37 protein-coding genes are annotated in these 22,947 nt (G+C 43.9%); 36 read left to right on the top strand and 1 reads right to left on the bottom strand.

All coding sequences use genetic code 11. The features are described from left to right. The first annotated feature begins 63 nt into the window (after positions 1-63). The 30 genes from fusA to rplQ all read left to right on the top strand — a co-directional run bounded on the left by fusA (position 64) and on the right by rplQ (position 16,489). The gene (gene fusA, locus HC026_RS10250; protein WP_168925859.1) at positions 64-2,163 is read left to right on the top strand and encodes an elongation factor G; all 2,100 of its coding nucleotides are present in this window, start codon (positions 64-66) and stop codon (positions 2,161-2,163) included. Between the two features lie 333 nt (positions 2,164-2,496). Beyond that, positions 2,497-2,805 carry a 30S ribosomal protein S10 gene (gene rpsJ, locus HC026_RS10245; protein ID WP_089088837.1) on the top strand — a complete coding sequence of 103 codons (309 nt, stop codon included), beginning with the start codon at positions 2,497-2,499 and terminating at the stop codon, positions 2,803-2,805. Positions 2,806-2,849: 44 nt separating this feature from the next. Then, positions 2,850-3,485 (top strand): 50S ribosomal protein L3, encoded by a 636-nt coding sequence (rplC, locus tag HC026_RS10240; protein ID WP_168925858.1) that lies wholly within the window; start codon positions 2,850-2,852, stop codon positions 3,483-3,485. A 17-nt stretch (positions 3,486-3,502) separates the two neighbouring features. After that, complete coding sequence (rplD, locus tag HC026_RS10235; RefSeq protein WP_168925857.1) at positions 3,503-4,126, top strand: 50S ribosomal protein L4; 624 nt, start codon at positions 3,503-3,505, stop codon at positions 4,124-4,126. Then, positions 4,126-4,413, top strand: coding sequence for a 50S ribosomal protein L23 (gene rplW, locus HC026_RS10230; protein ID WP_168925856.1), 288 nt, complete (start codon positions 4,126-4,128; stop codon positions 4,411-4,413). The genes rplD and rplW overlap by 1 nt, the downstream gene beginning before the upstream one ends. 27 nt (positions 4,414-4,440) lie before the next feature. Next, on the top strand, positions 4,441-5,277 hold the full coding sequence (gene rplB, locus HC026_RS10225) for a 50S ribosomal protein L2 (RefSeq protein WP_168925855.1): 837 nt from the start codon (positions 4,441-4,443) through the stop codon (positions 5,275-5,277). Positions 5,278-5,322: 45 nt separating this feature from the next. Further along, complete coding sequence (gene rpsS, locus HC026_RS10220) at positions 5,323-5,604, top strand: 30S ribosomal protein S19 (RefSeq protein ID WP_168925854.1); 282 nt, start codon at positions 5,323-5,325, stop codon at positions 5,602-5,604. A gap of 16 nt (positions 5,605-5,620) precedes the next feature. Continuing rightward, positions 5,621-5,968 (top strand): 50S ribosomal protein L22, encoded by a 348-nt coding sequence (gene rplV, locus HC026_RS10215; RefSeq protein ID WP_168925853.1) that lies wholly within the window; start codon positions 5,621-5,623, stop codon positions 5,966-5,968. Between the two features lie 12 nt (positions 5,969-5,980). Continuing rightward, the gene (gene rpsC / locus HC026_RS10210) at positions 5,981-6,649 is read left to right on the top strand and encodes a 30S ribosomal protein S3 (protein WP_168925852.1); all 669 of its coding nucleotides are present in this window, start codon (positions 5,981-5,983) and stop codon (positions 6,647-6,649) included. 1 nt (position 6,650) lies between these two features. After that, on the top strand, positions 6,651-7,085 hold the full coding sequence (gene rplP / locus HC026_RS10205) for a 50S ribosomal protein L16 (protein WP_089088830.1): 435 nt from the start codon (positions 6,651-6,653) through the stop codon (positions 7,083-7,085). Then, positions 7,075-7,269 (top strand): 50S ribosomal protein L29, encoded by a 195-nt coding sequence (gene rpmC, locus HC026_RS10200; RefSeq protein ID WP_168925851.1) that lies wholly within the window; start codon positions 7,075-7,077, stop codon positions 7,267-7,269. The genes rplP and rpmC overlap by 11 nt, the downstream gene beginning before the upstream one ends. A gap of 26 nt (positions 7,270-7,295) precedes the next feature. After that, positions 7,296-7,562, top strand: coding sequence for a 30S ribosomal protein S17 (gene rpsQ / locus HC026_RS10195; RefSeq protein ID WP_168925850.1), 267 nt, complete (start codon positions 7,296-7,298; stop codon positions 7,560-7,562). Positions 7,563-7,615: 53 nt separating this feature from the next. Beyond that, entirely contained in the window at positions 7,616-7,984 is a 369-nt protein-coding gene (gene rplN / locus HC026_RS10190; RefSeq protein ID WP_054653945.1) for a 50S ribosomal protein L14, read from the top strand. A gap of 30 nt (positions 7,985-8,014) precedes the next feature. Continuing rightward, on the top strand, positions 8,015-8,326 hold the full coding sequence (gene rplX, locus HC026_RS10185; protein WP_168925849.1) for a 50S ribosomal protein L24: 312 nt from the start codon (positions 8,015-8,017) through the stop codon (positions 8,324-8,326). A 26-nt stretch (positions 8,327-8,352) separates the two neighbouring features. Then, on the top strand, positions 8,353-8,895 hold the full coding sequence (gene rplE, locus HC026_RS10180) for a 50S ribosomal protein L5 (RefSeq protein WP_168925848.1): 543 nt from the start codon (positions 8,353-8,355) through the stop codon (positions 8,893-8,895). Between the two features lie 13 nt (positions 8,896-8,908). Next, complete coding sequence (locus HC026_RS10175) at positions 8,909-9,094, top strand: type Z 30S ribosomal protein S14 (RefSeq protein WP_089109056.1); 186 nt, start codon at positions 8,909-8,911, stop codon at positions 9,092-9,094. A gap of 29 nt (positions 9,095-9,123) precedes the next feature. Further along, entirely contained in the window at positions 9,124-9,522 is a 399-nt protein-coding gene (gene rpsH, locus HC026_RS10170) for a 30S ribosomal protein S8 (RefSeq protein WP_168925847.1), read from the top strand. A 30-nt stretch (positions 9,523-9,552) separates the two neighbouring features. After that, a complete protein-coding gene (gene rplF / locus HC026_RS10165; protein WP_168925846.1) occupies positions 9,553-10,086 on the top strand; it encodes a 50S ribosomal protein L6 in 534 nt (177 codons plus the stop codon). Positions 10,087-10,120: 34 nt separating this feature from the next. Further along, positions 10,121-10,486, top strand: a complete 366-nt coding sequence (gene rplR / locus HC026_RS10160; RefSeq protein ID WP_305792632.1) for a 50S ribosomal protein L18 — start codon at positions 10,121-10,123, stop codon at positions 10,484-10,486. A 19-nt stretch (positions 10,487-10,505) separates the two neighbouring features. After that, positions 10,506-11,009 (top strand): 30S ribosomal protein S5, encoded by a 504-nt coding sequence (rpsE, locus tag HC026_RS10155; protein WP_168925845.1) that lies wholly within the window; start codon positions 10,506-10,508, stop codon positions 11,007-11,009. A 12-nt stretch (positions 11,010-11,021) separates the two neighbouring features. Further along, entirely contained in the window at positions 11,022-11,204 is a 183-nt protein-coding gene (gene rpmD / locus HC026_RS10150) for a 50S ribosomal protein L30 (RefSeq protein WP_155431190.1), read from the top strand. Between the two features lie 28 nt (positions 11,205-11,232). Next, positions 11,233-11,670, top strand: coding sequence for a 50S ribosomal protein L15 (gene rplO / locus HC026_RS10145; RefSeq protein WP_168925844.1), 438 nt, complete (start codon positions 11,233-11,235; stop codon positions 11,668-11,670). Beyond that, complete coding sequence (gene secY / locus HC026_RS10140; RefSeq protein ID WP_168925843.1) at positions 11,670-12,983, top strand: preprotein translocase subunit SecY; 1,314 nt, start codon at positions 11,670-11,672, stop codon at positions 12,981-12,983. The genes rplO and secY overlap by 1 nt, the downstream gene beginning before the upstream one ends. Positions 12,984-13,057: 74 nt before the next feature. Further along, on the top strand, positions 13,058-13,717 hold the full coding sequence (locus HC026_RS10135) for an adenylate kinase (protein ID WP_168925842.1): 660 nt from the start codon (positions 13,058-13,060) through the stop codon (positions 13,715-13,717). A 133-nt stretch (positions 13,718-13,850) separates the two neighbouring features. Next, a complete protein-coding gene (infA, locus tag HC026_RS10130) occupies positions 13,851-14,066 on the top strand; it encodes a translation initiation factor IF-1 (RefSeq protein ID WP_010619611.1) in 216 nt (71 codons plus the stop codon). A gap of 46 nt (positions 14,067-14,112) precedes the next feature. Then, positions 14,113-14,232: a 50S ribosomal protein L36 gene (gene rpmJ, locus HC026_RS10125; protein WP_089088817.1), complete on the top strand. Its 120-nt coding sequence runs from the start codon at positions 14,113-14,115 to the stop codon at positions 14,230-14,232. A gap of 28 nt (positions 14,233-14,260) precedes the next feature. Beyond that, positions 14,261-14,626, top strand: coding sequence for a 30S ribosomal protein S13 (gene rpsM, locus HC026_RS10120; protein WP_168925841.1), 366 nt, complete (start codon positions 14,261-14,263; stop codon positions 14,624-14,626). Between the two features lie 27 nt (positions 14,627-14,653). Continuing rightward, entirely contained in the window at positions 14,654-15,043 is a 390-nt protein-coding gene (rpsK, locus tag HC026_RS10115; protein ID WP_054653968.1) for a 30S ribosomal protein S11, read from the top strand. An 85-nt stretch (positions 15,044-15,128) separates the two neighbouring features. Then, the gene (locus HC026_RS10110; protein WP_054653970.1) at positions 15,129-16,076 is read left to right on the top strand and encodes a DNA-directed RNA polymerase subunit alpha; all 948 of its coding nucleotides are present in this window, start codon (positions 15,129-15,131) and stop codon (positions 16,074-16,076) included. Positions 16,077-16,105: 29 nt separating this feature from the next. Further along, positions 16,106-16,489: a 50S ribosomal protein L17 gene (gene rplQ, locus HC026_RS10105; RefSeq protein WP_168925840.1), complete on the top strand. Its 384-nt coding sequence runs from the start codon at positions 16,106-16,108 to the stop codon at positions 16,487-16,489. 243 nt (positions 16,490-16,732) lie between these two features. Here the strand turns inward: rplQ and HC026_RS10100 are convergent, their stop codons facing one another. Continuing rightward, positions 16,733-18,376 (bottom strand): FAD-dependent oxidoreductase, encoded by a 1,644-nt coding sequence (locus tag HC026_RS10100; protein ID WP_168925839.1) that lies wholly within the window; start codon positions 18,374-18,376, stop codon positions 16,733-16,735. A 184-nt stretch (positions 18,377-18,560) separates the two neighbouring features. Between HC026_RS10100 and HC026_RS10095 the strand changes: the two genes are divergently transcribed. From HC026_RS10095 to rpsI, 6 genes are all read left to right on the top strand, one after another. After that, positions 18,561-19,394, top strand: coding sequence for an energy-coupling factor ABC transporter ATP-binding protein (locus tag HC026_RS10095; protein WP_211089470.1), 834 nt, complete (start codon positions 18,561-18,563; stop codon positions 19,392-19,394). Further along, positions 19,364-20,242 carry an energy-coupling factor ABC transporter ATP-binding protein gene (locus HC026_RS10090; RefSeq protein WP_168925838.1) on the top strand — a complete coding sequence of 293 codons (879 nt, stop codon included), beginning with the start codon at positions 19,364-19,366 and terminating at the stop codon, positions 20,240-20,242. Before HC026_RS10095 ends, HC026_RS10090 begins: the two co-directional genes overlap by 31 nt. Then, complete coding sequence (locus HC026_RS10085) at positions 20,235-21,035, top strand: energy-coupling factor transporter transmembrane component T family protein (RefSeq protein ID WP_168925837.1); 801 nt, start codon at positions 20,235-20,237, stop codon at positions 21,033-21,035. The genes HC026_RS10090 and HC026_RS10085 overlap by 8 nt, the downstream gene beginning before the upstream one ends. A gap of 13 nt (positions 21,036-21,048) precedes the next feature. After that, complete coding sequence (truA, locus tag HC026_RS10080) at positions 21,049-21,843, top strand: tRNA pseudouridine(38-40) synthase TruA (RefSeq protein WP_168925836.1); 795 nt, start codon at positions 21,049-21,051, stop codon at positions 21,841-21,843. Between the two features lie 151 nt (positions 21,844-21,994). Beyond that, entirely contained in the window at positions 21,995-22,438 is a 444-nt protein-coding gene (gene rplM, locus HC026_RS10075; RefSeq protein WP_168925835.1) for a 50S ribosomal protein L13, read from the top strand. 13 nt (positions 22,439-22,451) lie between these two features. Continuing rightward, complete coding sequence (gene rpsI / locus HC026_RS10070) at positions 22,452-22,844, top strand: 30S ribosomal protein S9 (RefSeq protein ID WP_168925834.1); 393 nt, start codon at positions 22,452-22,454, stop codon at positions 22,842-22,844. The last annotated feature ends 103 nt before the right edge of the window (positions 22,845-22,947 follow it).

Genomic DNA, 22,947 nt, shown 5'->3' with positions numbered 1-22,947 from the left:
TTTTTTAATTTAGCCATCCTTTTTATAAATGTGAACAATCTTGAGAGGAGTTACAGATTTAACATGGCTAATACACGAGCTTTTCCACTAGAAAAGACCCGTAACATCGGGATCATGGCTCATATCGATGCTGGTAAGACTACCACCACTGAACGGATCCTGTATTATACTGGTAAAATCCATAAGATTGGTGAAACCCATGATGGTGCTTCACAAATGGACTGGATGGAACAAGAACAAGAACGTGGTATCACGATCACTTCCGCAGCTACTACAGCTGAATGGAAGGGTCACCGGATCAACATTATCGATACCCCAGGTCACGTGGACTTCACTGTTGAAGTTGAACGTTCATTGCGTGTGCTTGATGGTGCGATTGCGGTCTTGGATGCCCAAGCCGGTGTAGAACCCCAAACTGAAACTGTTTGGCGTCAAGCTTCCGACTATGATGTTCCCCGTATTGTGTTCGTTAACAAGATGGATAAAATCGGTGCTGACTTTGACTTTTCAGTACAAACCATCAAAGACCGTCTTCAAGCTAACGCCTTAGCTGTCCAAATGCCAATTGGTGCTGAGGATCAGTTCCAAGGTGTTATCGACTTGCTTGACATGAAGGCCGATATCTATGACGAAGACGAACTTGGTTCAGAATGGGATACTGTTGATATTCCTGACGAATACAAGGAAGAAGCTCAAAAACGTCGTGACACTATGATTGAAGAAATCGCCGACGTTGATGACGACATTATGGAAAAATACCTTGACGGTGTTGATATTCCTGTTGCCGAATTAAAAGCTGCTATCCGTAAAGCAACCTTGAACCTTGAATTGTTCCCAGTACTTGCTGGTTCAGCATTCAAGAACAAGGGTGTTCAAATGTTAATGGATGCAACAGTAGATTACTTGCCATCACCATTGGACGTTAAGCCTTACAAGGCTACTAACCCTGATACCGGTGAACAAGTTGAATTAAAGGCTAACGACGACGCTAGTTTCGCCGCCTTAGCATTTAAGATTGCTACTGATCCATTCGTTGGTCGTTTGACATTTATCCGGGTTTACCAAGGTACTTTGGAATCTGGTTCATATGTTCTGAACGCTACCAAGGACAAGCGTGAACGTGTTGGGCGTTTGCTGCAAATGCACTCGAATCACCGTCAAGAAATCCCAGAAGTCTTCTCTGGTGATATCGCCGCTGCCATTGGTTTGAAGAACACCACTACTGGTGACTCTTTAACTGACGTTGATCACCCATTGCACTTGGAATCAATGGAATTCCCTGACCCAGTTATTCAGGTTGCCGTTGAACCTAAGACAAAGGCTGACCAAGACAAGATGAACAATGCCTTACAAAAGCTTTCTGAAGAAGATCCTACATTCAAGGCTGAAACTAACCCTGAAACTGGTGAAACTTTGATTGCTGGTATGGGTGAGCTTCACTTGGACATCATCATCGACCGTATGAAGCGTGAATTCAAGGTTGAAGCAACTGTTGGTGCACCTCAAGTTTCTTATCGTGAAGCCTTCACTAAACAAACCTCTGCTCAAGGTAAGTTTGTTCGTCAATCTGGTGGTAAAGGTCAATATGGTGATGTTTGGGTTGAATTTACCCCTAATGAAGAGGGTAAAGGATTCGAATTCGAAGATGCCATTGTTGGTGGTGTTGTTCCTCGTGAATACATCCCATCAGTTGAACAAGGTATCAAGGAATCAATGCAAAACGGTGTTCTTGCCGGTTACCCATTGATTGACTTGAAAGCTAAGTTATACGATGGTAGTTACCATGAAGTCGATTCTAGTGAAGCTGCCTTTAAGGTTGCCGCTTCAATGGCTTTACGTAACGCATCTAAGACTGCAGCGCCAGTTATCTTGGAACCAATCATGAAGGTTGATATTGTTGTCCCTGAAGAATACATGGGTGACATCATGGGCCAAGTTACTGCACGTCGTGGTCGTGTGGACGGTATGGAAGCACGTGGTAATGCACAAATGATTCATGCGTACGTCCCACTGGCTGAAATGTTCGGTTACGCAACTACTCTTCGTTCAGCATCACAAGGTCGTGGTACTTTCACAATGACCTTTGATCACTACGAAGCTGTACCAAAGTCAATTCAAGCAGAAATCATCAAGAAGAATGGCGGCACTCCTGCCGAAGATTAATTCTTCAAGAAAAGACGTTGCATGTTGCAGCGTCTTTTTTTATACATATACAATAGAAGAAAACTTTTTTGGCGAGTTTATGTAAAATCATAAAAATATTTTGTGCGCCAATGGCATCAATTTCAAAAACATCTCAATAATCCTTGTCAAACCGCTATTTATTTAGTATTATATATAGGTGCTGTATTTCGGGGCATAACCCTGCCCTGAAATCAGCATAGCAAAGCGATGATGTGAAAGGTTGCGGCACACCCGGCCGCTTTGCCACGGGGTGTGACGGTAATTTTCACGGAGTTAGTCTTATTTTTAAAATAGACGTAAGGAGGGAATCCAATGGCAAAACAAAAAATTCGTATCCGTTTGAAGGCTTACGAGCACCGCATTCTGGACCAATCTGCAGAAAAGATTGTTGAAACTGCAAAGCGTACAGGTGCTGAAATTTCTGGTCCTATTCCATTACCAACAGACCGGACAGTTTACACGGTGCTTCGTTCACCACATAAGTTTAAGAAGTCGCGTGAACAATTCGAAATGCGTACTCACAAACGGTTAATCGATATTGTTAACCCAACACCAAAGACGGTCGACTCATTAATGAAGTTAGACTTGCCTTCAGGTGTGGATATCGAAATCAAATTATAATTCAGTTTCAGAACTAAAAATTACATTATATCGGAGGTGTACTCATGACCAGAAAAGGAATCTTAGGCAAAAAAGTAGGGATGACGCAAGTCTTCACTGATAATGGCGAATTGATCCCAGTCACTGTTGTTGAAACTACTCCTAACGTTGTATTACAAGTTAAGACAGTTGAAAACGATGGTTACGATGCGATCCAATTAGGCTACGATGACAAGCGCGATGTATTGAGCAACAAGCCCGAAAAAGGTCATGTAGCAAAAGCAAACACGACTCCTAAGCGCTTCATTCATGAAATCAGAGATGTTGAGCTAGGAGATTACAAGGTAGCAGATGAAGTTAAGGCAGACATCTTTGATGCTGGTGAATACGTTGATGTCACCGGTACAACAAAGGGTCATGGTTACCAAGGTAACGTTCACAAGGATGGTCAATCACGTGGACCTGAAACCCATGGGTCTCGTTATCACCGTCGTCCAGGTTCTCTGGGTTCTATTATCAACCGTGTCTTCAAGGGTATGAAATTACCTGGCCGGATGGGTAATAACACTCGGACTATCCAGAACTTAAAGGTTGTTCGTGCAGACGTTGACAACAATGTGTTGTTAATCAAGGGTAACGTACCCGGCGCAAACAAATCATTCATTGAAATCAAGAGTGCCGTTCGCGCACCTAAGAAATAAGAAAGGAGGAAACGTAAATGACTAGTGTTACATTATTTAAGCAAGACGGTAGCCAAAATGGTGACGTTACTTTAAACGATGCTATCTTCGGCATCGAACCAAACGAAAACGTCGTGTTTGATACTGTTTTGATGCAACGTGCTTCACAACGCCAAGGAACTCATGCGGTTAAGAACCGTAGTGCAGTTCGTGGTGGTGGTAAGAAGCCATGGCGTCAAAAGGGTACTGGCCGTGCTCGTCAAGGTTCTACCCGTTCACCACAATGGGTTGGCGGTGGAACTGTCTTTGGCCCAACACCTCGTTCATACGCTTACCATCTTCCAAAGAAGGTTACGCGTTTGGCATTGAAGTCAGTTCTTTCACAGAAGGTTGCTGACGGTTCATTGGTTGTTGTTGATGCATTTAACTTTGATCAACCAAAGACTAAGGAATTTGCGCAATCATTATCTAGTTTAAACGTTTCAACAAAGACTTTAGTGGTTCTTGAGGAAGACAATAAGAATGCAGAAAAGGCCGCTCGTAACTTGGCAAACGTCAAGGTTATCGACGCCAAGGGAATTAACGTATTGGATGTCATCAGTAATGACAAACTTGTGTTAACTCAAGCTGCTCTTTCTCAAATCGAGGAGGTGCTCGCATAATGGAAGCACGTGATATTATTTTACGGCCTGTCATTACAGAAGCATCTACTGCTTTGCTGGATGACAAGCGTTATACATTCGACGTAGACGTACGCGCTACGAAGACTCAGGTTAAAAAAGCTGTTGAAGAAATCTTCAACGTTAAAGTTGTTCAAGTTAACATCATGAACGTTAAGGGTAAGCTAAAGCGTCAAGGTCGTTACGAAGGCTACACTAAGAAGCGTCGTAAGGCTATTGTCACTTTATCAGCAGATTCAGAAGAAATTAAGTTATTCGGCGAAGAATAACAAATAATAATATAGGAGGGAATCAACGTGGCGATTAAAGTATACAAACCAACCAGTAATGGTCGGCGTAATATGACTAGCCTTGACTACAGTCAAGTTATCACGAAGTCAAAGCCTGAAAAGTCATTGCTAGAATCAAAGAGTCACACCGCTGGTCGTAACAACTACGGTCACAAAACGGTTCGTCATCGTGGCGGCGGTAACAAGACTCAATATCGTATCATCGATTTTAAACGTACAAAAGACAACGTTACAGCTACAGTTAAGGCTATCGAATACGATCCTAACCGTACTGCCAACATTGCATTGTTAGTTTATACTGACGGAACTAAATCTTATATCTTAGCACCAAAAGGCCTTAAGGTTGGCGATCAAGTACAATCTGGTCCAGAAGCAGATATCAAGGTTGGTAATGCATTACCATTACAAAACATTCCAGTTGGTACCACTATTCATAACATCGAATTGAAGCCTGGTAAGGGTGGTCAATTAGTTCGTTCTGCTGGTGCCGGTGCACAATTGCTTGGTAAAGAAGGCAAGTACGCCATGGTTCGTTTGGTTTCTGGTGAAGTTCGAATGGTCTTAGCTGTTAACCGTGCCACTATTGGTACTGTTGGTAACGAAGAACACGAATTGATCAACATTGGTAAAGCAGGACGTAACCGTTGGGTCGGCAAACGACCACAATCTCGTGGTTCTGTTATGAACCCTAACGATCACCCTCATGGTGGTGGTGAAGGTAAAGCACCAATCGGTCGTCCATCACCATTATCACCATGGGGTAAGAAGACTATTGGTAAGAAGACTCGTTCTACCAAAGCACGTTCAAACAAGCTTATCATCCGTCGTAAGGGCAGAAAATAATAAGCTCACTGCATAAGTAATCTCACTCATAAGGAGGGTAATCTAATGGGTCGTAGTTTAAAAAAAGGACCATTTGCCGATGAACATCTTCTAAAGAAGATCGATGCACAAAAAGATCAAGACAAGAAGAGCGTCATTAAGACTTGGTCACGTCGTTCAACGATTTTCCCTAGCTTTATCGGCTACACTATCGCTGTTTATGATGGTCGTAAGAACGTTCCAGTATACATTCAAGAAGACATGGTTGGTCACAAGTTAGGTGAATTTGTACCTACTCGTACTTTCCGTGGTCATGCTGGCGACGATAAGAAGACTGCTACTAAATAATAAGGAGGATTAGCTAATGGCTGAACAAGTTACATCAGCAAAGGCAACTGCGAAAACAGTTCGTATTGCCTCACGTAAGGTCCGCCTTGTCATTGATCTTATCAGAGGCAAAAGCGTGGCTGAAGCGATTGCTATCTTGAAGTTCACCCCTCGTGGTGCTTCACCAATCGTTGAAAAAGTATTGATGTCAGCAGTTGCAAATGCTGAAAACAATTTTGACTTAGATCGTGCTGATTTGGTTGTCAGCGAAGCCTATGCTGACGAAGGCCCAACCCTTAAGCGGTTCCGTCCTCGTGCAAAGGGTTCTGCTTCACCAATCAACAAGCGTACAAGTCACATCACAATCGTCGTATCTGAAAAATAGGAGGGATAACGCGTGGGTCAAAAGATAAATCCAACCGGATTGCGTGTCGGTATTATTCGCGACTGGGAAGCAAAGTGGTATGCTGAAAAAGACTTTGCTGCCTATTTAGGCGAAGACCTTAAAATCCGCAAATACATCGAAAAGCGCCTTGCAGATGCCTCAGTGTCAACAGTAGAAATTGAACGTGCCGCTAACCGCGTTAACGTTTCAATTCACACTGCTAAACCTGGTATGGTTATTGGTAAGGGTGGGTCAGAAGTTGAAAATCTCCGTAAGGAATTGAACAACTTGACTGGCAAACGAGTACACATCAACATCATCGAAATCAAGAAACCTGATTTGGATGCCAAATTAGTTGGTGAAAACATTGCACGTCAACTTGAAGGCCGTGTTGCTTTCCGTCGTGCTATGCGTCAATCAATGCAACGGACTATGCGTTCAGGCGCCAAGGGTATTAAGACCCAAGTTGCCGGTCGTTTAAACGGTGCAGATATGTCTCGTGTTGAATCATACTCAGACGGTACTGTTCCTCTGCATACATTACGTGCAGATATCGATTACGCCTGGGTTGAAGCACACACGACCTATGGTTCATTAGGTGTTAAGACTTGGATCTACCGTGGCGAAATCTTGCCAGACAAGCCTGACGCTAATAAAAATAACGAGCAAGGAGGGAAATAACATGCTAGTACCAAAGCGAGTAAAGCACCGTCGTGAACATCGTGGTAAGTTACGTGGCGCCGCAAAAGGCGGTAAGTCAGTAGCTTTCGGTGATTACGGTTTACAAGCACTCGATTCAAGCTGGATCTCTAACCGTCAGATTGAAGCAGCTCGTGTTGCCATGACACGTTACATGAAGCGTGGCGGTAAAGTTTGGATTAAGATTTTCCCTCACAAATCCTACACTGAAAAAGGTGTTGGTGTTCGTATGGGTAATGGTAAGGGTGCTCCTGCAGGATGGGTTGCACCGGTTAAACGCGAAAAGGTTATGTTCGAAGTCGGTGGCGTTTCAGAAGAAGTTGCACATGAAGCATTACGCTTAGCAGCTATGAAATTGCCAGTCCGGACGAAGATCATCCCTCGCGAGGAAGTAGGTGGCGAATCAAATGAAGGCTAAAGACATTAAAGACTTAACCACTGATGAAATGCTCGAAAAAGAGAAGAGCTATAAAGACGAATTATTCAACCTTCGTTTCCAATTGGCTACTGGCCAACTTGAAAATACTGCTCGTTTGAAGCAGGTTCGTAAGGATATTGCACGGATTAAAACTGTGCTTCGTCAACAAGAGTTAAACAAGTAAAGAATACGATAAAGGAGGAATAATTAATGGCTGAAGAACGCAACGCTCGTAAAACATACCGTGGCCGTGTCGTTTCCGACAAGATGGAAAAGACGATCACAGTAGCCGTTGAAACTACCAAGACGCATCCAGTGTATGGTAAGCGGATCAAGTACACTAAAAAGTACAAAGTTCGTGACGAAAACAACGAAGCCAAGATGGGCGACCTTGTTGAAATCATGGAAACTCGTCCGTTATCTAAGACTGTTCGTTTCCGACTTCTTAAAGTTGTTGAAAAGGCAGTTAGCATCTAGTTTCGACATTTATCGTATTCTGTTTTACTTAGAAGTGAAAGGAGGACACTAACGTGATCCAACAAGAATCTCGTTTAAAAGTCGCTGATAACTCTGGTGCCCGTGAAATTTTAACTATTAAAGTTCTGGGTGGCTCAAAGCGGCGTTATGCCAGTATTGGTGACGTTATCGTTGCAACTGTTAAACAAGCAACACCAGGTGGCGTTGTCAAAAAAGGTGACGTCGTTAAAGCAGTTGTTGTTCGTACTACTTCCCGTGTACGCCGTGCCGATGGCTCATACATCAAGTTTGATGAAAATGCTGCGGTATTAATCCGTGATGACAAGAGTCCACAAGGTACTCGTATTTTCGGACCAGTTGCGCGTGAATTACGTGACAATGATTATATGAAGATTGTCTCTCTTGCACCAGAAGTGCTCTAATCGTTCGAAAATAAGGAGGTGCCAAACAGGATGTTCATTAAAACTGGTGATAAAGTTCGCGTGATCAGCGGTAAAGATAAGGGTAAAGAGGGAACTGTTACTAAGACTCTTAACGCTAAAGACCGCGTCATCGTTGAAGGTATCAACATGATCAAGAAGCATCAAAAAGCTTCTCAAAGCAATCCTCAAGGTGGCATCATCGATACTGAAGCTCCAATTCAAGTATCTAACGTGATGCTCCTTGACCCTTCTACTAACGAACCAACCCGTGTTGGTTTCCGTGTAGAAGACGGCAAGAAGGTTCGCTTCGCTAAAAAGAGCGGCGAAACCATCGACAAGTAATCAAGGAAAGGAGGACAAATTAACTAATGGCTAATCGTTTACAAGAAAAGTACAACAAAGAAATCGTTCCATCAATGATTGAAAAGTTTAACTACACATCGATCATGCAAGCACCTAAGTTGGACAAGATCGTCTTAAACATGGGTGTTGGTGATGCAACTACAAACGCTAAGAACTTAGATGAAGCAGTTGAAGAATTAGGCTTGATCGCAGGTCAAAAGCCTTTGATTACTAAAGCTAAGAAGTCAATCGCCGGTTTCCGTTTACGTGAAGGTAACGCTATCGGTGCCAAAGTTACATTACGTGGCGAACGGATGTATGATTTCTTAGACAAGTTAGTTAACGTTTCATTACCACGTGTTCGTGATTTCCATGGTATCAGTTCTCGCGCCTTTGATGGTCGTGGTAACTATACGCTCGGTGTTCGTGAACAATTGATTTTCCCAGAAATCGATTATGATAAGGTTAACCGTGTTCGTGGTCTTGACATTGTTATTGTCACTACTGCTAATTCTGATGAAGAATCACGCGAGTTGTTAACTCAACTTGGCATGCCATTTACTAAGTAAGGAGGGTATTATTGTGGCTAAAAAATCATTAATTGTTAAGAGTCAGCGTCCAGCTAAATACTCGACACAAGCTTATACACGTTGCGAACGTTGTGGCCGTCCACATTCAGTTTATCGCAAATTCCACTTATGCCGACTTTGCTTACGGGAACTCGCCCACAAGGGTCAAATTCCTGGCATGAAGAAAGCTAGCTGGTAAGATTTCATAACAAAGGAGGATAAACGTTAATGTCTATGACTGACCCAATTGCAGACTTCTTAACTCGGATCCGTAATGCCAACATGGTATACCACGAATCATTAGAAGTTCCTGCATCAAAAATGAAGCGCGACATTGCTGAAATTTTGAAGCGCGAAGGTTTCGTTCGTGACGTCGAATATATCGATGATGACAAGCAAGGTATCATCCGTGTATTTCTTAAGTATGGTCGCGACAAGCAACGCGTTATTTCAGGTTTAAAGCGTATTTCAAAGCCAGGTTTACGTACTTACGTTAAATCTGATGCTGTTCCTAAGGTCCTTAACGGATTAGGTATTGCAATCATCTCAACATCTGAAGGTGTTGTTACTGATAAAGAAGCACGTGCAAAGAAAATCGGTGGCGAAGTACTCGCCTACGTTTGGTAATATTTTAAAAAGCAGGGAGGTGTCCACTAAATGAGTCGTATTGGTTACAAGACAGTTACTATTCCAGATGGTGTTGACGTTAAACGCGATGGTAATGATGTTACTGTAAAGGGTCCTAAAGGAACCATTACTCGTACATTCTCACCAATCATCACCATGAACGTTGCTGATGGCGAAGTTAACTTCGACCGTCCAGATGACAACAACAAGACCCGTGCCTTACACGGAACCACTCGTGCCAACTTCAACAACATGGTTGAAGGGGTTACTAAGGGCTTCGCTAAGACCTTGAAACTTGTCGGTGTTGGTTACCGTGCTCAATTAAAGGGCAAGCTTATCTTAAGCGTTGGTTATTCCAACCCAGTTGAAATCGATGTTCCTTCAACCTTAAAAGTTGAAGTACCTGATAACAACACAATCAACATTAGCGGTATTAGCAAGCAAGAAGTCGGTGACTTTGCTGCTGAAATCCGTGCCGTTCGTTCACCAGAACCTTACAAGGGTAAAGGTATTCGTTACGAAAACGAACACATCAGCCTTAAAGAAGGTAAAACTGGTAAATAATGCTGCATAAGCATTCTATAAATAATTTAAAGAGGTGACTATTTTGATTTCGAAACCAGATAAGAACAAGACACGTCAAAAGCGTCATATGCGTGTCCGGAACAAGATTTCTGGTACTGCAGAGCGCCCACGCTTAAATGTTTTCCGTTCAAACAAGAACATCTACGCTCAAGTAATTGATGACGTAGCGGGTGTGACGCTGGTCAGTGCCTCGACTTTAGATAGTGAAATAGCTGCAGGTAACAAGACTGAACAAGCCCAAGCAGTTGGTAAGCTTGTTGCAGAACGCGCTGCTGCTAAGAAGATTTCCGAAGTTGTTTTCGATCGTGGCGGTTACTTATACCACGGACGTGTTGAAGCATTAGCTGAAGCAGCTCGTGAAAACGGCTTACATTTCTAAAAAGGAGGAATAACCACTAATGGCAAAGTTTATTGATCCTGAAAAGTTGGATCTTGAAGACAACGTTGTATCAATCAACCGAATCACTAAAGTTGTAAAAGGTGGACGTCGTCTACGTTTCGCTGCTCTTGTTGTCGTCGGTGATCACAACGGTCACGTTGGCTTTGGTACTGGTAAAGCTCAAGAAGTTCCAGAAGCCATTCGTAAGGCTGTTGAAGCAGCCCGCAAGAACTTAATCCTTGTCCCAATCGTTGGTACTACCATTCCGCATGAAGTACTTGGAACTTATGATGGTGGCCGGATCATGTTAAAGCCAGCCGCTGAAGGTTCTGGAGTTACTGCTGGTGGTGCTGTTCGTGCCGTCATGGAATTAGCCGGTGTCGCTGATGTTACAAGTAAGCGACTTGGCTCTGATACACCAATCAACGCCATCCGTGCTACGTTTGAAGGTTTGAAACAACTCAAGCGTGCTGAAGAGGTTGCTGATTTACGTGGTGTTTCAGTTCAACACTTAGCTGAATAGGAGGATCTCAACATGGCTGATTTAAAAGTTACTTTGATTCACAGTGCTGCCCACCGTCTTCCTAAACAACGTAAGATTGTTGAAGCCCTTGGCTTAAAGAAGGTAAATAGCTCTGTTGTTCGTCCGGACAACGCAGCTACTCGTGGTGCATTGTTCCAAATTGCTCACTTGATCAAAGTTGAAGAAGTAAAGTAAATTAATAAATAAGGAGGTGCCTTCATTCATGAAGTTGAACGAATTACAACCATCTGAAGGATCACGTGTAACGCGTACGCGTAAGGGACGTGGCCGTTCTGCTGGTAACGGTAAGACATCAGGTCGTGGCCAAAAGGGTCAAAAGGCTCGTTCTAAGACCCGTCTTGGTTTCGAAGGTGGCCAAATGCCACTGTATCGTCGGATTCCAAAGCGTGGTTTTACTAGCATGAACCGCAAGGAATATGCTTTAGTGAACCTGTCTACACTTAACGATCGTTTTGAAGATGGTGCAGAAGTTACACCTGCAGCATTGGTAGAAGCAGGCATCGTTAAGAACGAAAAAGTCGAAGTTAAAGTTTTAGGTAACGGAGAAATTTCAAAGAAGCTTACGGTTAAAGCACAAAAGTTCTCTGCAAGTGCTAGTGCTGCAATCGAAGCTGCAGGCGGTAAAACTGAGGTGATTTAATGCTGTCGACCATGAAAAACGCGTTTAAGGTTAAAGACATTCGGAATAAGATTCTCTTTACACTGATGGTTTTGGTTGTCTTTCGCCTTGGCTCTTTCATCACTGTTCCAGGGGTCAATGCAAAGGCATTACAAAGCGTTGCGTCTTCTGGATTGGTTAGCATTTTAAACATGTTCAGTGGTGGTGGCTTAACCAACTATTCCATCTTTGCGATGGGAGTTTCGCCATACATTACCGCACAAATTGTGATCCAACTTCTACAAATGGACATCGTTCCTCGTTATGTAGAATGGAGTAAGCAAGGGGAAGTTGGTCGACGTAAGTTGAACCAACACACACGTTATTTAACGATTATCCTAGCGTTTGTGCAATCAATTGGGATTACTGCCGGGTTTAACACCTTAAGTAGTTTGAACTTGGTGCAAAACCCAGGAGTTAAAACGTATGCGATGATTGGTTTGATCTTGACCGGTGGAACCATGTTAACGACCTGGATGGGTGATATGATTACTGATCACGGTCTGGGGAATGGTGTTTCAATGATTATCTTCGCGGGTATCATTGCCCGAATGCCTACTGGATTGTACCAGTTATATCAAACGTACCTTCAAGATTTAACTGCTTCGAATTGGTGGAAGGGTGCATTAATTGTTTTGGCTGTTTTGATTGCTGTTCTAGTCATTGTTACTTGGGTAACGTGGGTTCAACAAGCTGATCGGAAGATTCCAATTCAATATACGCGTCGAGTTTCCGGCGATCCAGATAGTAGTTACCTTCCATTAAAGGTCAACGTCGCTGGTGTTATTCCCGTTATCTTCGCGAGTTCCTTTATCGCAACCCCTCAGACTGTTATGATGGCGTTTGCTAATAATCACTCCGAAGATACCTGGTATCAAGTATTAACCAATATCTTTAACATGCAGACGACGAGCGGAACAATCTTATATACGATTTTGATTATTCTGTTCACGTTCTTCTACGCATTTGTTCAGGTTAACCCTGAAAAATTATCTGAGAACTTACAGAAACAAGGGAGTTATATCCCTGGTGTCTGGCCTGGCCACGAAACTCAAGTATACGTATCTAACTTACTGATGCGTTTGAGTACGGTCGGTGCTCTGTTCTTAGGGTTGGTTGCTTTGATTCCACTAGTTGCTCAAAACGTTTGGAATCTGAATGAATCGATTGGACTTGGTGGTACTAGTCTACTTATCGTAGTCGGTGTTGCTATCCAAACGATCCAACAGGTCGAAGGGCTTATGATGAAGCGGACTTATGTTGGTTTCATCCAAGATCCCCGTCCAGCTAAATGAGACGAGTAATGGTGTGATGACCTGGTTCAGCACACCATCTTGTCATTAGATTGAACTGCTAGGAGGAAACAAACATGTCAATGAATTTAATTTTAATGGGATTACCTGGAGCAGGTAAGGGAACTCAAGCCCAGAAGATTGTTGAAGACTTCGATATTTTGCATATCTCAACCGGTGACATTTTCCGTGAAGCCATGAAAAATGAAACTGAGATGGGACTTGCAGCTAAGAAGTTTATCGACAAAGGTGAATTGGTTCCGGATGAAGTCACAAACGGGATCGTCAAGGAACGTTTAGGCCAAGATGATGTCGCAAAGGGCTACATGCTAGATGGTTATCCAAGAACAATTGACCAAGCTGAAGCACTTGATCAGTTTGGATCTGAACTTGGACGTAATGTGGATGCTGTCATCAACATTCACGTTGAGCCTGATGTTTTGATCGAACGATTATCTGGCAGATATATCTGCCGGACATGCGGTGCAACCTATCACAAGGTCTATAACCCAACGAAGGTTCCTGGTACTTGTGATGTTTGTGGCGGTCATGACTTCTATCAACGAGAAGATGATAAGCCTGAAACTGTGAAGAATCGTTTGGATGTCAACATGAAGATGAACACACCGTTGGTAGATTTCTACCAAAAGAAGGGTTTACTTCACACCGTTGATGGTGATCGTGACATCCAAGATGTTTACAACGACGTCAAAGCGATTCTTAGTCAACTTGCCTAAATGCCCTCAGTATAGAAGTTCTTGCTTCAAAAGTTATGGTGTGGTAAACTAACTCAGGTTAGCCTCAATTTATAATTGGGCAAGTCCGGGCACTATTTAATCATAGTCATAAAACACTCAAGGGGGTACGTTCGTGGCAAAAGACGTCATTGAAGTTGAAGGTAAAGTCACTGAAACACTGCCAAATGCAATGTTTCGGGTTGAACTCGAAAACGGTCATGAAATTTTAGCACACGTTTCTGGTAAGATTCGGATGCATTACATTCGAATCCTTCCTGGAGACCGTGTTACTGTTGAAATGTCGCCGTATGATTTAACCAAAGGCCGGATTACTTACCGGTTTAAATAGGTTGGTTTTTTGGTTTGCATTAGGACTATAGGAGGTTTTGATTCTCATGAAAGTACGTCCATCAGTTAAAAAAATGTGCGATCATTGTAAGATTATCAAGCGTAAGGGTCGAGTAATGGTTATTTGCTCTGCAAACCCTAAGCACAAACAACGTCAAGGTAAATAATTCATAATAATATAGGAGGTGCAACTTAATGGCTCGTATTGCTGGAGTTGACTTGCCACGTGACAAGCGAATTGTCATTGGCTTAACTTACATTTTCGGAATTGGTAACACTACTGCACAAAAGATCATTGAAGAGACCGGTGTATCACCAGACGTTCGCGTTCGTGATTTGGCCCCTGAAGATGAAGATAAGATCCGTGCAGCCGTTGACAATTACCAAGTCGAAGGTGACTTACGTCGTGAAGTTAGCTTGAACATCAAGCGTCTTCAAGAAATCGGTTCATACCGTGGTATGCGTCACCGTCGTGGTTTGCCTGTTCGTGGCCAACACACGAAGAACAATGCCCGCACTCGTAAAGGTAAAAAGACCTCGATTGCAGGTAGAAAGAAATAATTTACTAAAAGGAGGTTATGACATTTTATGGCAACTAGAAAAACTTCGCGCAAACGCCGCGTAAAGAAAAATATCGAGTCTGGTGTTGCTCACATTCACTCAACATTTAACAACACTCTGGTCATGATTACTGACATGCAAGGTAACGCAATTGCTTGGTCTTCTGCTGGTTCATTAGGGTTTAAGGGTAGTCGTAAATCAACACCATTTGCTGCACAAATGGCTGCTGAAGCTGCTGCTAAGAACTCTATGGAACATGGTATGAAGACTGTTGAAGTTGCTGTTAAGGGCCCAGGTTCAGGTCGTGAAGCTGCAATCCGTGCTTTACAATCTACTGGACTTGAAGTAACTGCCATTCGGGACGTTACTCCAGTTCCTCATAATGGTTCTCGTCCTCCGAAGCGCCGTCGAGTATAGTGTATCCCGTTTTAGTGGGCATACGACTACATGATGGGACTTATTTATATGGCTCAACGCGTTTTGAAAGGGGTAAAAGATAAGAATGATCGAATTCGAAAAGCCTAACATTCACAAAATTGAAGAAAGCGACGATTACGGCAAGTTTGTCGTTGAACCTCTCGAACGTGGTTATGGAACTACGTTAGGGAATTCTTTAAGACGAATTCTGCTTTCATCGCTGCCTGGTGCTGCTGTCACAAGTATTCAGATTGATGGTGTCTTACACGAATTTTCGACTATCGAAGGTGTTGTGGAAGATGTTACTCAGATTATTCTGAACGTTAAGAAGATTTCGCTTAAGCTTGAAGGACCTGACGATGAAATCGAATCAATGGAAATTGACGTTAAGGGACCTGCTCAAGTTACAGCTGGTGACATTGCTGCTGACAGTGATGTCACAGTTCTCAATCCTGATCTTTATATTGCGACTGTCGCAGAAGGGGCAACCTTCCATATGCGAATGACTGCAAATAAAGGTCGCGGCTACGTTTCAGCTGACCGAAACAAGGCTAAGGAAGATATGCCAATTGGCGTTTTGCCTATTGACTCTATTTATACCCCAATCGAACGTGTTAACTATCAGGTTGAAAACACGCGGGTTGGTCAGAGAACTGACTATGACAAGTTAACGATGGATGTTTGGACTGACAGTTCAATTACGCCTAGTGAATCTATCAGTTTAGCTGCTAAGATTTTAACGGAACACTTGGCGATGTTTGTTGATTTAACAGACGAAGCTAAGAACGCTGAAATCATGGTTGAAAAAGAAGAGACCCACAAAGAAAAGATGCTTGAGATGACGATTGAAGAGCTTGACTTATCAGTCCGTTCATACAACTGTCTCAAACGTGCGGGAATCAACACTGTTCAAGAGCTGACCAACAAGACTGAAGCCGATATGATGAAGGTTCGTAACTTAGGCCGGAAGTCATTGGAAGAAGTCAAAGCAAAGCTCAACGACCTTGGGTTATCACTTCGTAAAGAAGACTAGTATAAATATAAAAAGGAGGGTATCCAGTAATGAGTTACCGTAAATTGCAACGAACAAGTTCACAACGTCGCGCGTTACTTCGGGATCTTACCACTGAATTATTAATTCATGGCCAAATCAAGACTACTGAAGCACGTGCCAAAGAAGTACGTTCTACTACTGACAAGATGATCAGCTTAGGTAAGCGTGGCGACTTGCACGCCCGTCGTCAAGCTGCCGGTTTCCTTCGTGACGTAGTTGCTGATGTTAAAGAAGATGGCGATAACATCGAAGTCTCAACAGCATTACAAAAGCTATTCAGCGAAGTTGCACCTAAGTATGCTGACCGTAATGGTGGTTATACTCGTATCTTGAAGACCATGCCTCGTCGTGGCGATGGCGCACAAATGGTTATTCTACAACTTGTTGACTAATTAAGTATTATTAATGCAGTAATCGTGATCAGCTCTATTGCTGATCGCAATAGAATCACACCGAGTTTATGACATAAAGCGCTATGATGATGATGAATTCGAGTCTAGCTTGAATGCGGTTTGTCCGTGCGCCATTTACTCGGTAGTGATTTTTTTGTGTCTTCATTTATGTGTTTGGCACCACAAAAGGGACATCTCAACAACTGAGGTGTCCCTTTTGAGTTTAAACTATTCAGTTAGGTTTTATTTGTGCTTGTAAATCGATTTAGGCGTCCCGTAACGAGATTTACCCCAAGTCCGTTGTAACCACGGTACAAACCAGATATCCAAGCCGAATGTTCGACCGGATCCGTTGAGTAGCGCAAAGGCTACGAAACATATCCAGCTAGCTGGCCAGGTGTGGACTAGGAATAGGAAGCCTAGAATCACCAGGAAGTTTGCACACCAGGTTGCGAGACCGAAGAAGATCAGGATACCTAGTACTAGTTCAATCGTCCCCATAGTTGGTGACAAACTGGTCATCCAACCAGCAGTACCGCCCATGTTACTCATACCATCGAAGAATAAGCCAAGACCGAAGAATAACCGCAGTGGCAGTGTCCAAAGTACATTGGTGTTGGTAGCGGTGTTGCTGCCAAGTACCGTTCGTTTATTTTCTGTCTTGAAGATTTCATCCTTGAGGTACTTCCACATTGCATAACCAGAACGAATCCGCCAGAAGTACAGTAGGTTACCACCATGCTTCATGCAGGTTGCAAACCAGCCACGAATACGTTTGCCACCAAAGACTTGTGCAATCCCGTATCGATAACCAAATGAGACCATGAAGCCCATGTTCTTATCCTTGAATTCCTGGTAGTTCTGGCTGCCGTTAATATCTTCAGCAACGTTGTGGGCTACCACATAGGATTCAAATTCAGCTTCTTGCGCCGTTTGAGGAACTGCACGTTCAGCACCCTCCTCAGTAGCGTTGGCATCATCACCAGCAACGTAAATGGCCTTATCTTCGAACCCTTGCGCCTGCAGATATTTGTTGGTGATCAGACGACCACCACGACCAGACTCGATACCAAATTCATCGGCGGTGTGGTTGGTCTTGACACCAGCAGTCCAGATCAAGGTTTCGGTAGCAATTGGGTCTTGCTCTTTAATTTCAACTGAATCTGGATTAACTGCGGTGATGGCAGATGACGCACGGATTTCAATACCATTTTCCTTGATATACTTTTCAGCATGAGCGGCATTGGTTCGATCAAGCATGTTAATAATCGTTGGTGCAGCTTCGACCAAGATAACCTTGATTTCATCAGCATCAATGCGGTAACGTTTAGCCAATACTTGTTTGTAGTCGATCAGTTCGCCAATGGTTTCTGCACCAGTAAAGCCAGAACCACAGACAACGATGGTTAATAACGTTTGGCGCTTTTGTGGATCGTGCTCAGCAGCGCCTCGACGAACAACATCATCCAAGTGCGTGCGCAGACGAATAGCATCTTCCATGGACCAGAGTGTATACCCATTTTCCTTCACACCCGGCGTCCCAAAGTCGTTAGGTTCGCCGCCTAAACTAATGACTAGACTGTCAAACGGATATTCACCGTTTTCGCCAATCACCTTTTTGTTTTCCTTGTCCACTTGAGTAACGTTGTCGGTAACTAGCGTGACGTTTTTAGCATGATTGAATAAGTGCTGTAAATCGTATTGAACTGCGTCAGGCTGTACCCGCTCCGTTGCGACTTCGTGAAGCTCGGTCAAGTAGGTGAAATATGAGTGACGATCAATTAAAGTGATGGTCACATCAGCATTAGATTTGAATCGTTTAGCCAGCTTCTTGGTTGTTAAAACCCCCGCGAAACCAGCACCAACGACAACGATATTTTTTGTCATTGATAAACCTCCTAAAAAAAATAATAGTGAAAGCGTTCTCCTACTTATTTAATTATAGGCTAGAAAAGTGAGCATGCCAAATGATAAACCGCAGTAAATCAAAAAAATGTTTGTGAAAGTATCAATGTAGGGGCCAGATTTGTTATAATAGCGATTGAATTTCAATAGACGGAGACAAACTATAATGGCCATTATCAAGGTTGAACATTTAAATTATAAATATAGTAATAGCGATACCCAAGCCATTGATGACGTGAGCCTTGAAATCCAAACGGGTGATTGGGTGGCAATCGTGGGTCATAACGGGAGCGGTAAGAGCACTTTAGCGAAGCTGCTCATTGGGCTTATGGCAGCTGATTCTGGTAAGATCACCATTGACGATCAGGAGCTGACACCAGAAAGCGTTTGGCAAATTCGGGAAAAAGTCGGCATGGTCTTTCAGAATCCCGATAACCAATTCGTTGGCGCGACTGTGGCCGATGACGTGGCTTTTGGCATGGAGAATCGTTCCGTTGACCGTGACACCATGGTGACGAGAGTCAATCACGCGCTGGAACAGGTCGGGATGCTGGATTACAAGGATCGCGAACCTGCCAACTTGTCTGGCGGCCAAAAGCAGCGGGTGGCATTAGCCGGGATTATCGCCATTGCCCCCAAGATATTAATTTTAGATGAAGCCACCAGCATGTTGGATCCTCGTGGTCGGCAAGCAATTTTACAGGTGATTCAACAGTTGAAAGACGACCTCAACCTAACCGTGCTTTCCATTACTCACGATATCAACGAGGCGGCTAACGCTGATCGGATCGTGGTGATCGATGATGGTCACTTTGTGGAAGAGTCAACCCCTAGTGAGCTCTTTAATCACGGCAAACAACTGGTTGAAATGGGACTGGATGTACCGCTTCCCGAAAAGGTCAAAGACGCTTTGCAGGAGCGGCACATAGCGGTACCTGAATCTTATTTAGATGAAAGGGGCTTAGTCGATTGGCTACGGACATCACGTTTGAACAAGTAAATTATTCGTATCAAGCAGGCACGCCATTTGCTGTCCAAGCCCTGAAGAACATCAACTTGCAAATCAAGTCGGGGACCTTTACGGCAGTCATCGGCCAAACGGGTAGTGGTAAATCCACTTTGATTCAGCATCTCAACGCGCTGCTGAAGCCTTCCTCTGGGACAGTGACTATCGGTGACCAAGTAATCACGAATGAAACTAACAATAAGCATTTAAAACCGTTACGTAAAAAGGTTGGTATGGTGTTTCAGTTCCCAGAAAACCAGCTGTTTGAAGAAACCGTGCTGAAAGATATTGCTTTTGGCCCACAGAACTTTGGGGTATCAGAAGCGGATGCTAACGAATTGGCTAAACGGATGGCCGGTGAAGTTGGCCTGGATGAATCATTGTTGAGTCGCTCACCCTTTGATTTGTCTGGTGGGCAAATGCGCCGGGTAGCGATTGCTGGTGTTTTAGCGCTGGAACCAGAAGTTTTGGTGCTAGATGAACCAACGGCCGGCTTGGACCCGCGAGGCCGATTAGAGATCATGCAGCTGGTCACCAGGCTACGTGAAGAGCAGGGGTTAACAATTGTGCTGATTACCCATCAAATGGATGATGTAGCGGATTACGCTGACCACGTGCTGGTTATGGGGCACGGTGAGCTGCTTAAACAGGGGACACCGCGAGAAATCTTTAGTGATCCAGAGTGGTTGACGGCCCATCAGTTAGGACTGCCTTCTGCAACCCGGTTTGCCTATGAGTTGCAACAAGCTGGTTTTGAATTTGAGACCATGCCGCTGACCGTTTCTGAGTTGGCTGATGAAATCGCACCACAGCTTGGGAAGGGGGATGACCGCCATGAATAAGGTAATGTTTGGTCGCTTCATTCCCGGACATTCCTGGGTTCACCGAATGGATCCCCGGGCTAAGTTAGTCCTGTGCTTCCTATATATAGCAGTGATCTTTTTTGCAAATGATTTCTGGACTTACCTGGTGATGACAGTGTTACTCCTGGCATCAGTGGTTGCTTCAGCTATCCCACTCAGAGTATACATTCACGGATTAATGCCCTTATTTTGGTTAATGATTTTTACCGTTTTAATTCAAGTCTTCTTTGGTGCTGGCGGTCATGTTTACTGGCAGTGGGGGTGGCTATCAGTCACTCAAAATGGTCTGAATAGTGCTGGGGTCATCCTCATGCGGTTTGTCTTAATCATCCTGATTTCGACTATTCTGACTTTTACCACTGAACCGTTGGAGATTGCGGATGGTATTGAGTCCTTGCTGAGTCCGCTGCGCAAAGTTCATTTTCCGGTGGCGACTCTTGCTTTGATGCTATCCTTAGCACTTAGATTTGTGCCGACTTTAATGGATGAGGCCGAGAAAATCATGAACGCGCAACGCTCTCGTGGCGTTGACTTTGGCGAAGGCGGTTTGCGGCAACGAATTCGGACAATCGTGCCAATTTTGATTCCACTGTTTGTTAACGCGTTTAACCGAGCGATTGAAATTTCCACGGCAATGGAGGCTCGGGGCTACCAGGACGGTGAAAACCGGACCAAGTACAGGCAACTCAAGTGGCGACGCCTAGATAGCTGGTCACTGGTGATCTATATGGTTGGCTTAAGCAGTGTGGTTGCCTTACGTTATTTTATTTGAGAGGAACGAACTTTTGAGATATAAAATTACATTAGCCTATGATGGCACTAACTTTGCCGGCTTTCAGCGCCAGCCCAACAAGCGGACGATTGAAAGCGAGCTGACCCGAGTCGTCAACAAAATGGCTAAGAATCCGACACCAGCGATTGTCGTTTACGGTTCTGGTCGAACGGATGCTGGTGTTCATGCGCTGGGACAGGTTGTTCACTTTGATATGCCGTATCATTTAACGGCTGAAAACATGCGTAAGGGCCTGAATTCCATGTTGCCTGTCGATATGGAGGTTCTGCATGTAGATATCGTTAGCGACGAGTTTCATGCCCGTTATGACGTTTCTGGCAAGCGGTACATGTATCGAATGGACCTAGGCGAATTCCGCAATCCGTTTAAGCGTAACTACACCGGACACTGGAAGTTTCCAGTTGACGTCGACCGAATCAATCAGGCAGCCAAAGATTTGATTGGTGAGCATGATTTTACGAGCTTCGTGGCTTCTGGCTCATCAGCTCGAACCAATTACCGGACGATTTACGAAGCTGGCTGTCACAAGGATGAAGCCAATAACGAGCTGGTATTTGAATTTTACGGCAACGGCTTTCTTTATAACCAGGTGCGTATCATGGTAGGGGTACTGGTGGAAATCGGTGCTGGTACCCGGCCAGTTAACGATATTCAGAATCTATACCGGATCAATGATCGCCGTGCGGCCCGTCGAACGGTGCCAGCCAGCGGGTTGTATCTGAAGCACGTCTATTATGAAGGCGATGATCCAGAGCATCCCACTAAGCTGCCTAAGCGACAGCGATAGAATTCACACAAGAACGAAAACAAATACGGAAAACCCTTGACTTAAGGGACAGAAATTTGTACTATGTTAATTGGTATTGTTTGCCCCACGATAAGCCCCGGAAACTTGTTAACGGATGTCAAACAAACACTGAAATTGGAGGAAATTAATCGTGCGTACAACATATATGGCTAAACCAGGTGACGTGGATCGCAAGTGGTACGTGGTTGATGCAACTGATGTTCCTTTGGGACGTCTTGCTTCAGCTGTCGCAAACATCTTACGTGGTAAGAATAAGCCAACGTTCACCCCAAATGTAGATACTGGTGATCACGTTATCGTGATCAATGCTTCAAAGATTGCTTTAACGGGTAAGAAGGCTTCACGGAAGATCTATTACCATCATACGAACCATCCAGGTGGTTTAAAGCAACGCACTGCTGGCGATTTTCGTGCAAATGACCCAGAAAAGCTGATTGAAACTTCTGTTAAGGGTATGCTTCCTCATACTTCATTAGGTCACAAGATCGGCTTGAAGCTTCACGTTTACGCTGGCGACCAACATGACAATGCTGCTCAAAAGCCTGAAGTTTTAGACATCACTAACCTAATTTAAGGAGGAATTCAAATTGGCTCAAGTACAATATCGCGGCACTGGCCGTCGTAAAGACTCAGTAGCTCGTGTACGTTTAGTACCAGGTACTGGTAAAATCGTTATGAATGATAAAGCAATTGAAGAATACATTCCATTCGCTAACTTGCGTGAAGTGGTTGTTCAACCATTTAACGTTACTGAAACTCTAGGCAACTACGATGTTTTAGCAAACGTTAATGGTGGTGGCTTCTCAGGTCAAGCTGGCGCTGTTCGTCACGGTATCGCCCGTGCATTGCTTGAAGTAGACCCAGATTTCCGTGGTCCCCTCAAGCGTGCCGGTCTGTTAACTCGTGATGCACGTATGAAAGAACGTAAGAAGCCAGGTCTCAAGAAGGCCCGTAAGGCTGGTCAATTCTCAAAGCGTTAATATACGGCTCTTTGGCAACTGTTGTTGGTAAATTTATAAATTAGTTCTAATCACTACTTTGTGATTAGGACTTTTTTAGTTTTAATATGCAAAGTATAAAGTA

Origin of the sequence: Secundilactobacillus angelensis, assembly GCF_012641075.1 — a bacterium.
Classification (GTDB): Bacteria; Bacillota; Bacilli; order Lactobacillales; family Lactobacillaceae; genus Secundilactobacillus; species Secundilactobacillus angelensis.
Note: the sequence above shows the minus strand (reverse complement) of the source record. Positions and strands in the feature narration are given on the sequence as shown.

Bases quoted from the DNA above. Each gene is read 5' to 3' on its own strand.
- fusA (WP_168925859.1), top strand. From the start codon at position 64: ATGGCTAATACACGAGCTTTTCCACTAGAAAAGACCCGTAACATCGGG.
- rpsJ (WP_089088837.1), top strand. From the start codon at position 2,497: ATGGCAAAACAAAAAATTCGTATCCGTTTGAAGGCTTACGAGCACCGC.
- rplC (WP_168925858.1), top strand. From the start codon at position 2,850: ATGACCAGAAAAGGAATCTTAGGCAAAAAAGTAGGGATGACGCAAGTC.
- rplD (WP_168925857.1), top strand. From the start codon at position 3,503: ATGACTAGTGTTACATTATTTAAGCAAGACGGTAGCCAAAATGGTGAC.
- rplW (WP_168925856.1), top strand. From the start codon at position 4,126: ATGGAAGCACGTGATATTATTTTACGGCCTGTCATTACAGAAGCATCT.
- rpsS (WP_168925854.1), top strand. From the start codon at position 5,323: ATGGGTCGTAGTTTAAAAAAAGGACCATTTGCCGATGAACATCTTCTA.
- rplV (WP_168925853.1), top strand. From the start codon at position 5,621: ATGGCTGAACAAGTTACATCAGCAAAGGCAACTGCGAAAACAGTTCGT.
- rplP (WP_089088830.1), top strand. From the start codon at position 6,651: ATGCTAGTACCAAAGCGAGTAAAGCACCGTCGTGAACATCGTGGTAAG.
- rpmC (WP_168925851.1), top strand. From the start codon at position 7,075: ATGAAGGCTAAAGACATTAAAGACTTAACCACTGATGAAATGCTCGAA.
- rpsQ (WP_168925850.1), top strand. From the start codon at position 7,296: ATGGCTGAAGAACGCAACGCTCGTAAAACATACCGTGGCCGTGTCGTT.
- rplX (WP_168925849.1), top strand. From the start codon at position 8,015: ATGTTCATTAAAACTGGTGATAAAGTTCGCGTGATCAGCGGTAAAGAT.
- rplE (WP_168925848.1), top strand. From the start codon at position 8,353: ATGGCTAATCGTTTACAAGAAAAGTACAACAAAGAAATCGTTCCATCA.
- rpsH (WP_168925847.1), top strand. From the start codon at position 9,124: ATGTCTATGACTGACCCAATTGCAGACTTCTTAACTCGGATCCGTAAT.
- rplF (WP_168925846.1), top strand. From the start codon at position 9,553: ATGAGTCGTATTGGTTACAAGACAGTTACTATTCCAGATGGTGTTGAC.
- rpsE (WP_168925845.1), top strand. From the start codon at position 10,506: ATGGCAAAGTTTATTGATCCTGAAAAGTTGGATCTTGAAGACAACGTT.
- rpmD (WP_155431190.1), top strand. From the start codon at position 11,022: ATGGCTGATTTAAAAGTTACTTTGATTCACAGTGCTGCCCACCGTCTT.
- rplO (WP_168925844.1), top strand. From the start codon at position 11,233: ATGAAGTTGAACGAATTACAACCATCTGAAGGATCACGTGTAACGCGT.
- secY (WP_168925843.1), top strand. From the start codon at position 11,670: ATGCTGTCGACCATGAAAAACGCGTTTAAGGTTAAAGACATTCGGAAT.
- HC026_RS10135 (WP_168925842.1), top strand. From the start codon at position 13,058: ATGTCAATGAATTTAATTTTAATGGGATTACCTGGAGCAGGTAAGGGA.
- rpmJ (WP_089088817.1), top strand. From the start codon at position 14,113: ATGAAAGTACGTCCATCAGTTAAAAAAATGTGCGATCATTGTAAGATT.
- rpsM (WP_168925841.1), top strand. From the start codon at position 14,261: ATGGCTCGTATTGCTGGAGTTGACTTGCCACGTGACAAGCGAATTGTC.
- rpsK (WP_054653968.1), top strand. From the start codon at position 14,654: ATGGCAACTAGAAAAACTTCGCGCAAACGCCGCGTAAAGAAAAATATC.
- HC026_RS10110 (WP_054653970.1), top strand. From the start codon at position 15,129: ATGATCGAATTCGAAAAGCCTAACATTCACAAAATTGAAGAAAGCGAC.
- rplQ (WP_168925840.1), top strand. From the start codon at position 16,106: ATGAGTTACCGTAAATTGCAACGAACAAGTTCACAACGTCGCGCGTTA.
- HC026_RS10100 (WP_168925839.1), bottom strand. From the start codon at position 18,376: ATGACAAAAAATATCGTTGTCGTTGGTGCTGGTTTCGCGGGGGTTTTA.
- HC026_RS10095 (WP_211089470.1), top strand. From the start codon at position 18,561: ATGGCCATTATCAAGGTTGAACATTTAAATTATAAATATAGTAATAGC.
- HC026_RS10085 (WP_168925837.1), top strand. From the start codon at position 20,235: ATGAATAAGGTAATGTTTGGTCGCTTCATTCCCGGACATTCCTGGGTT.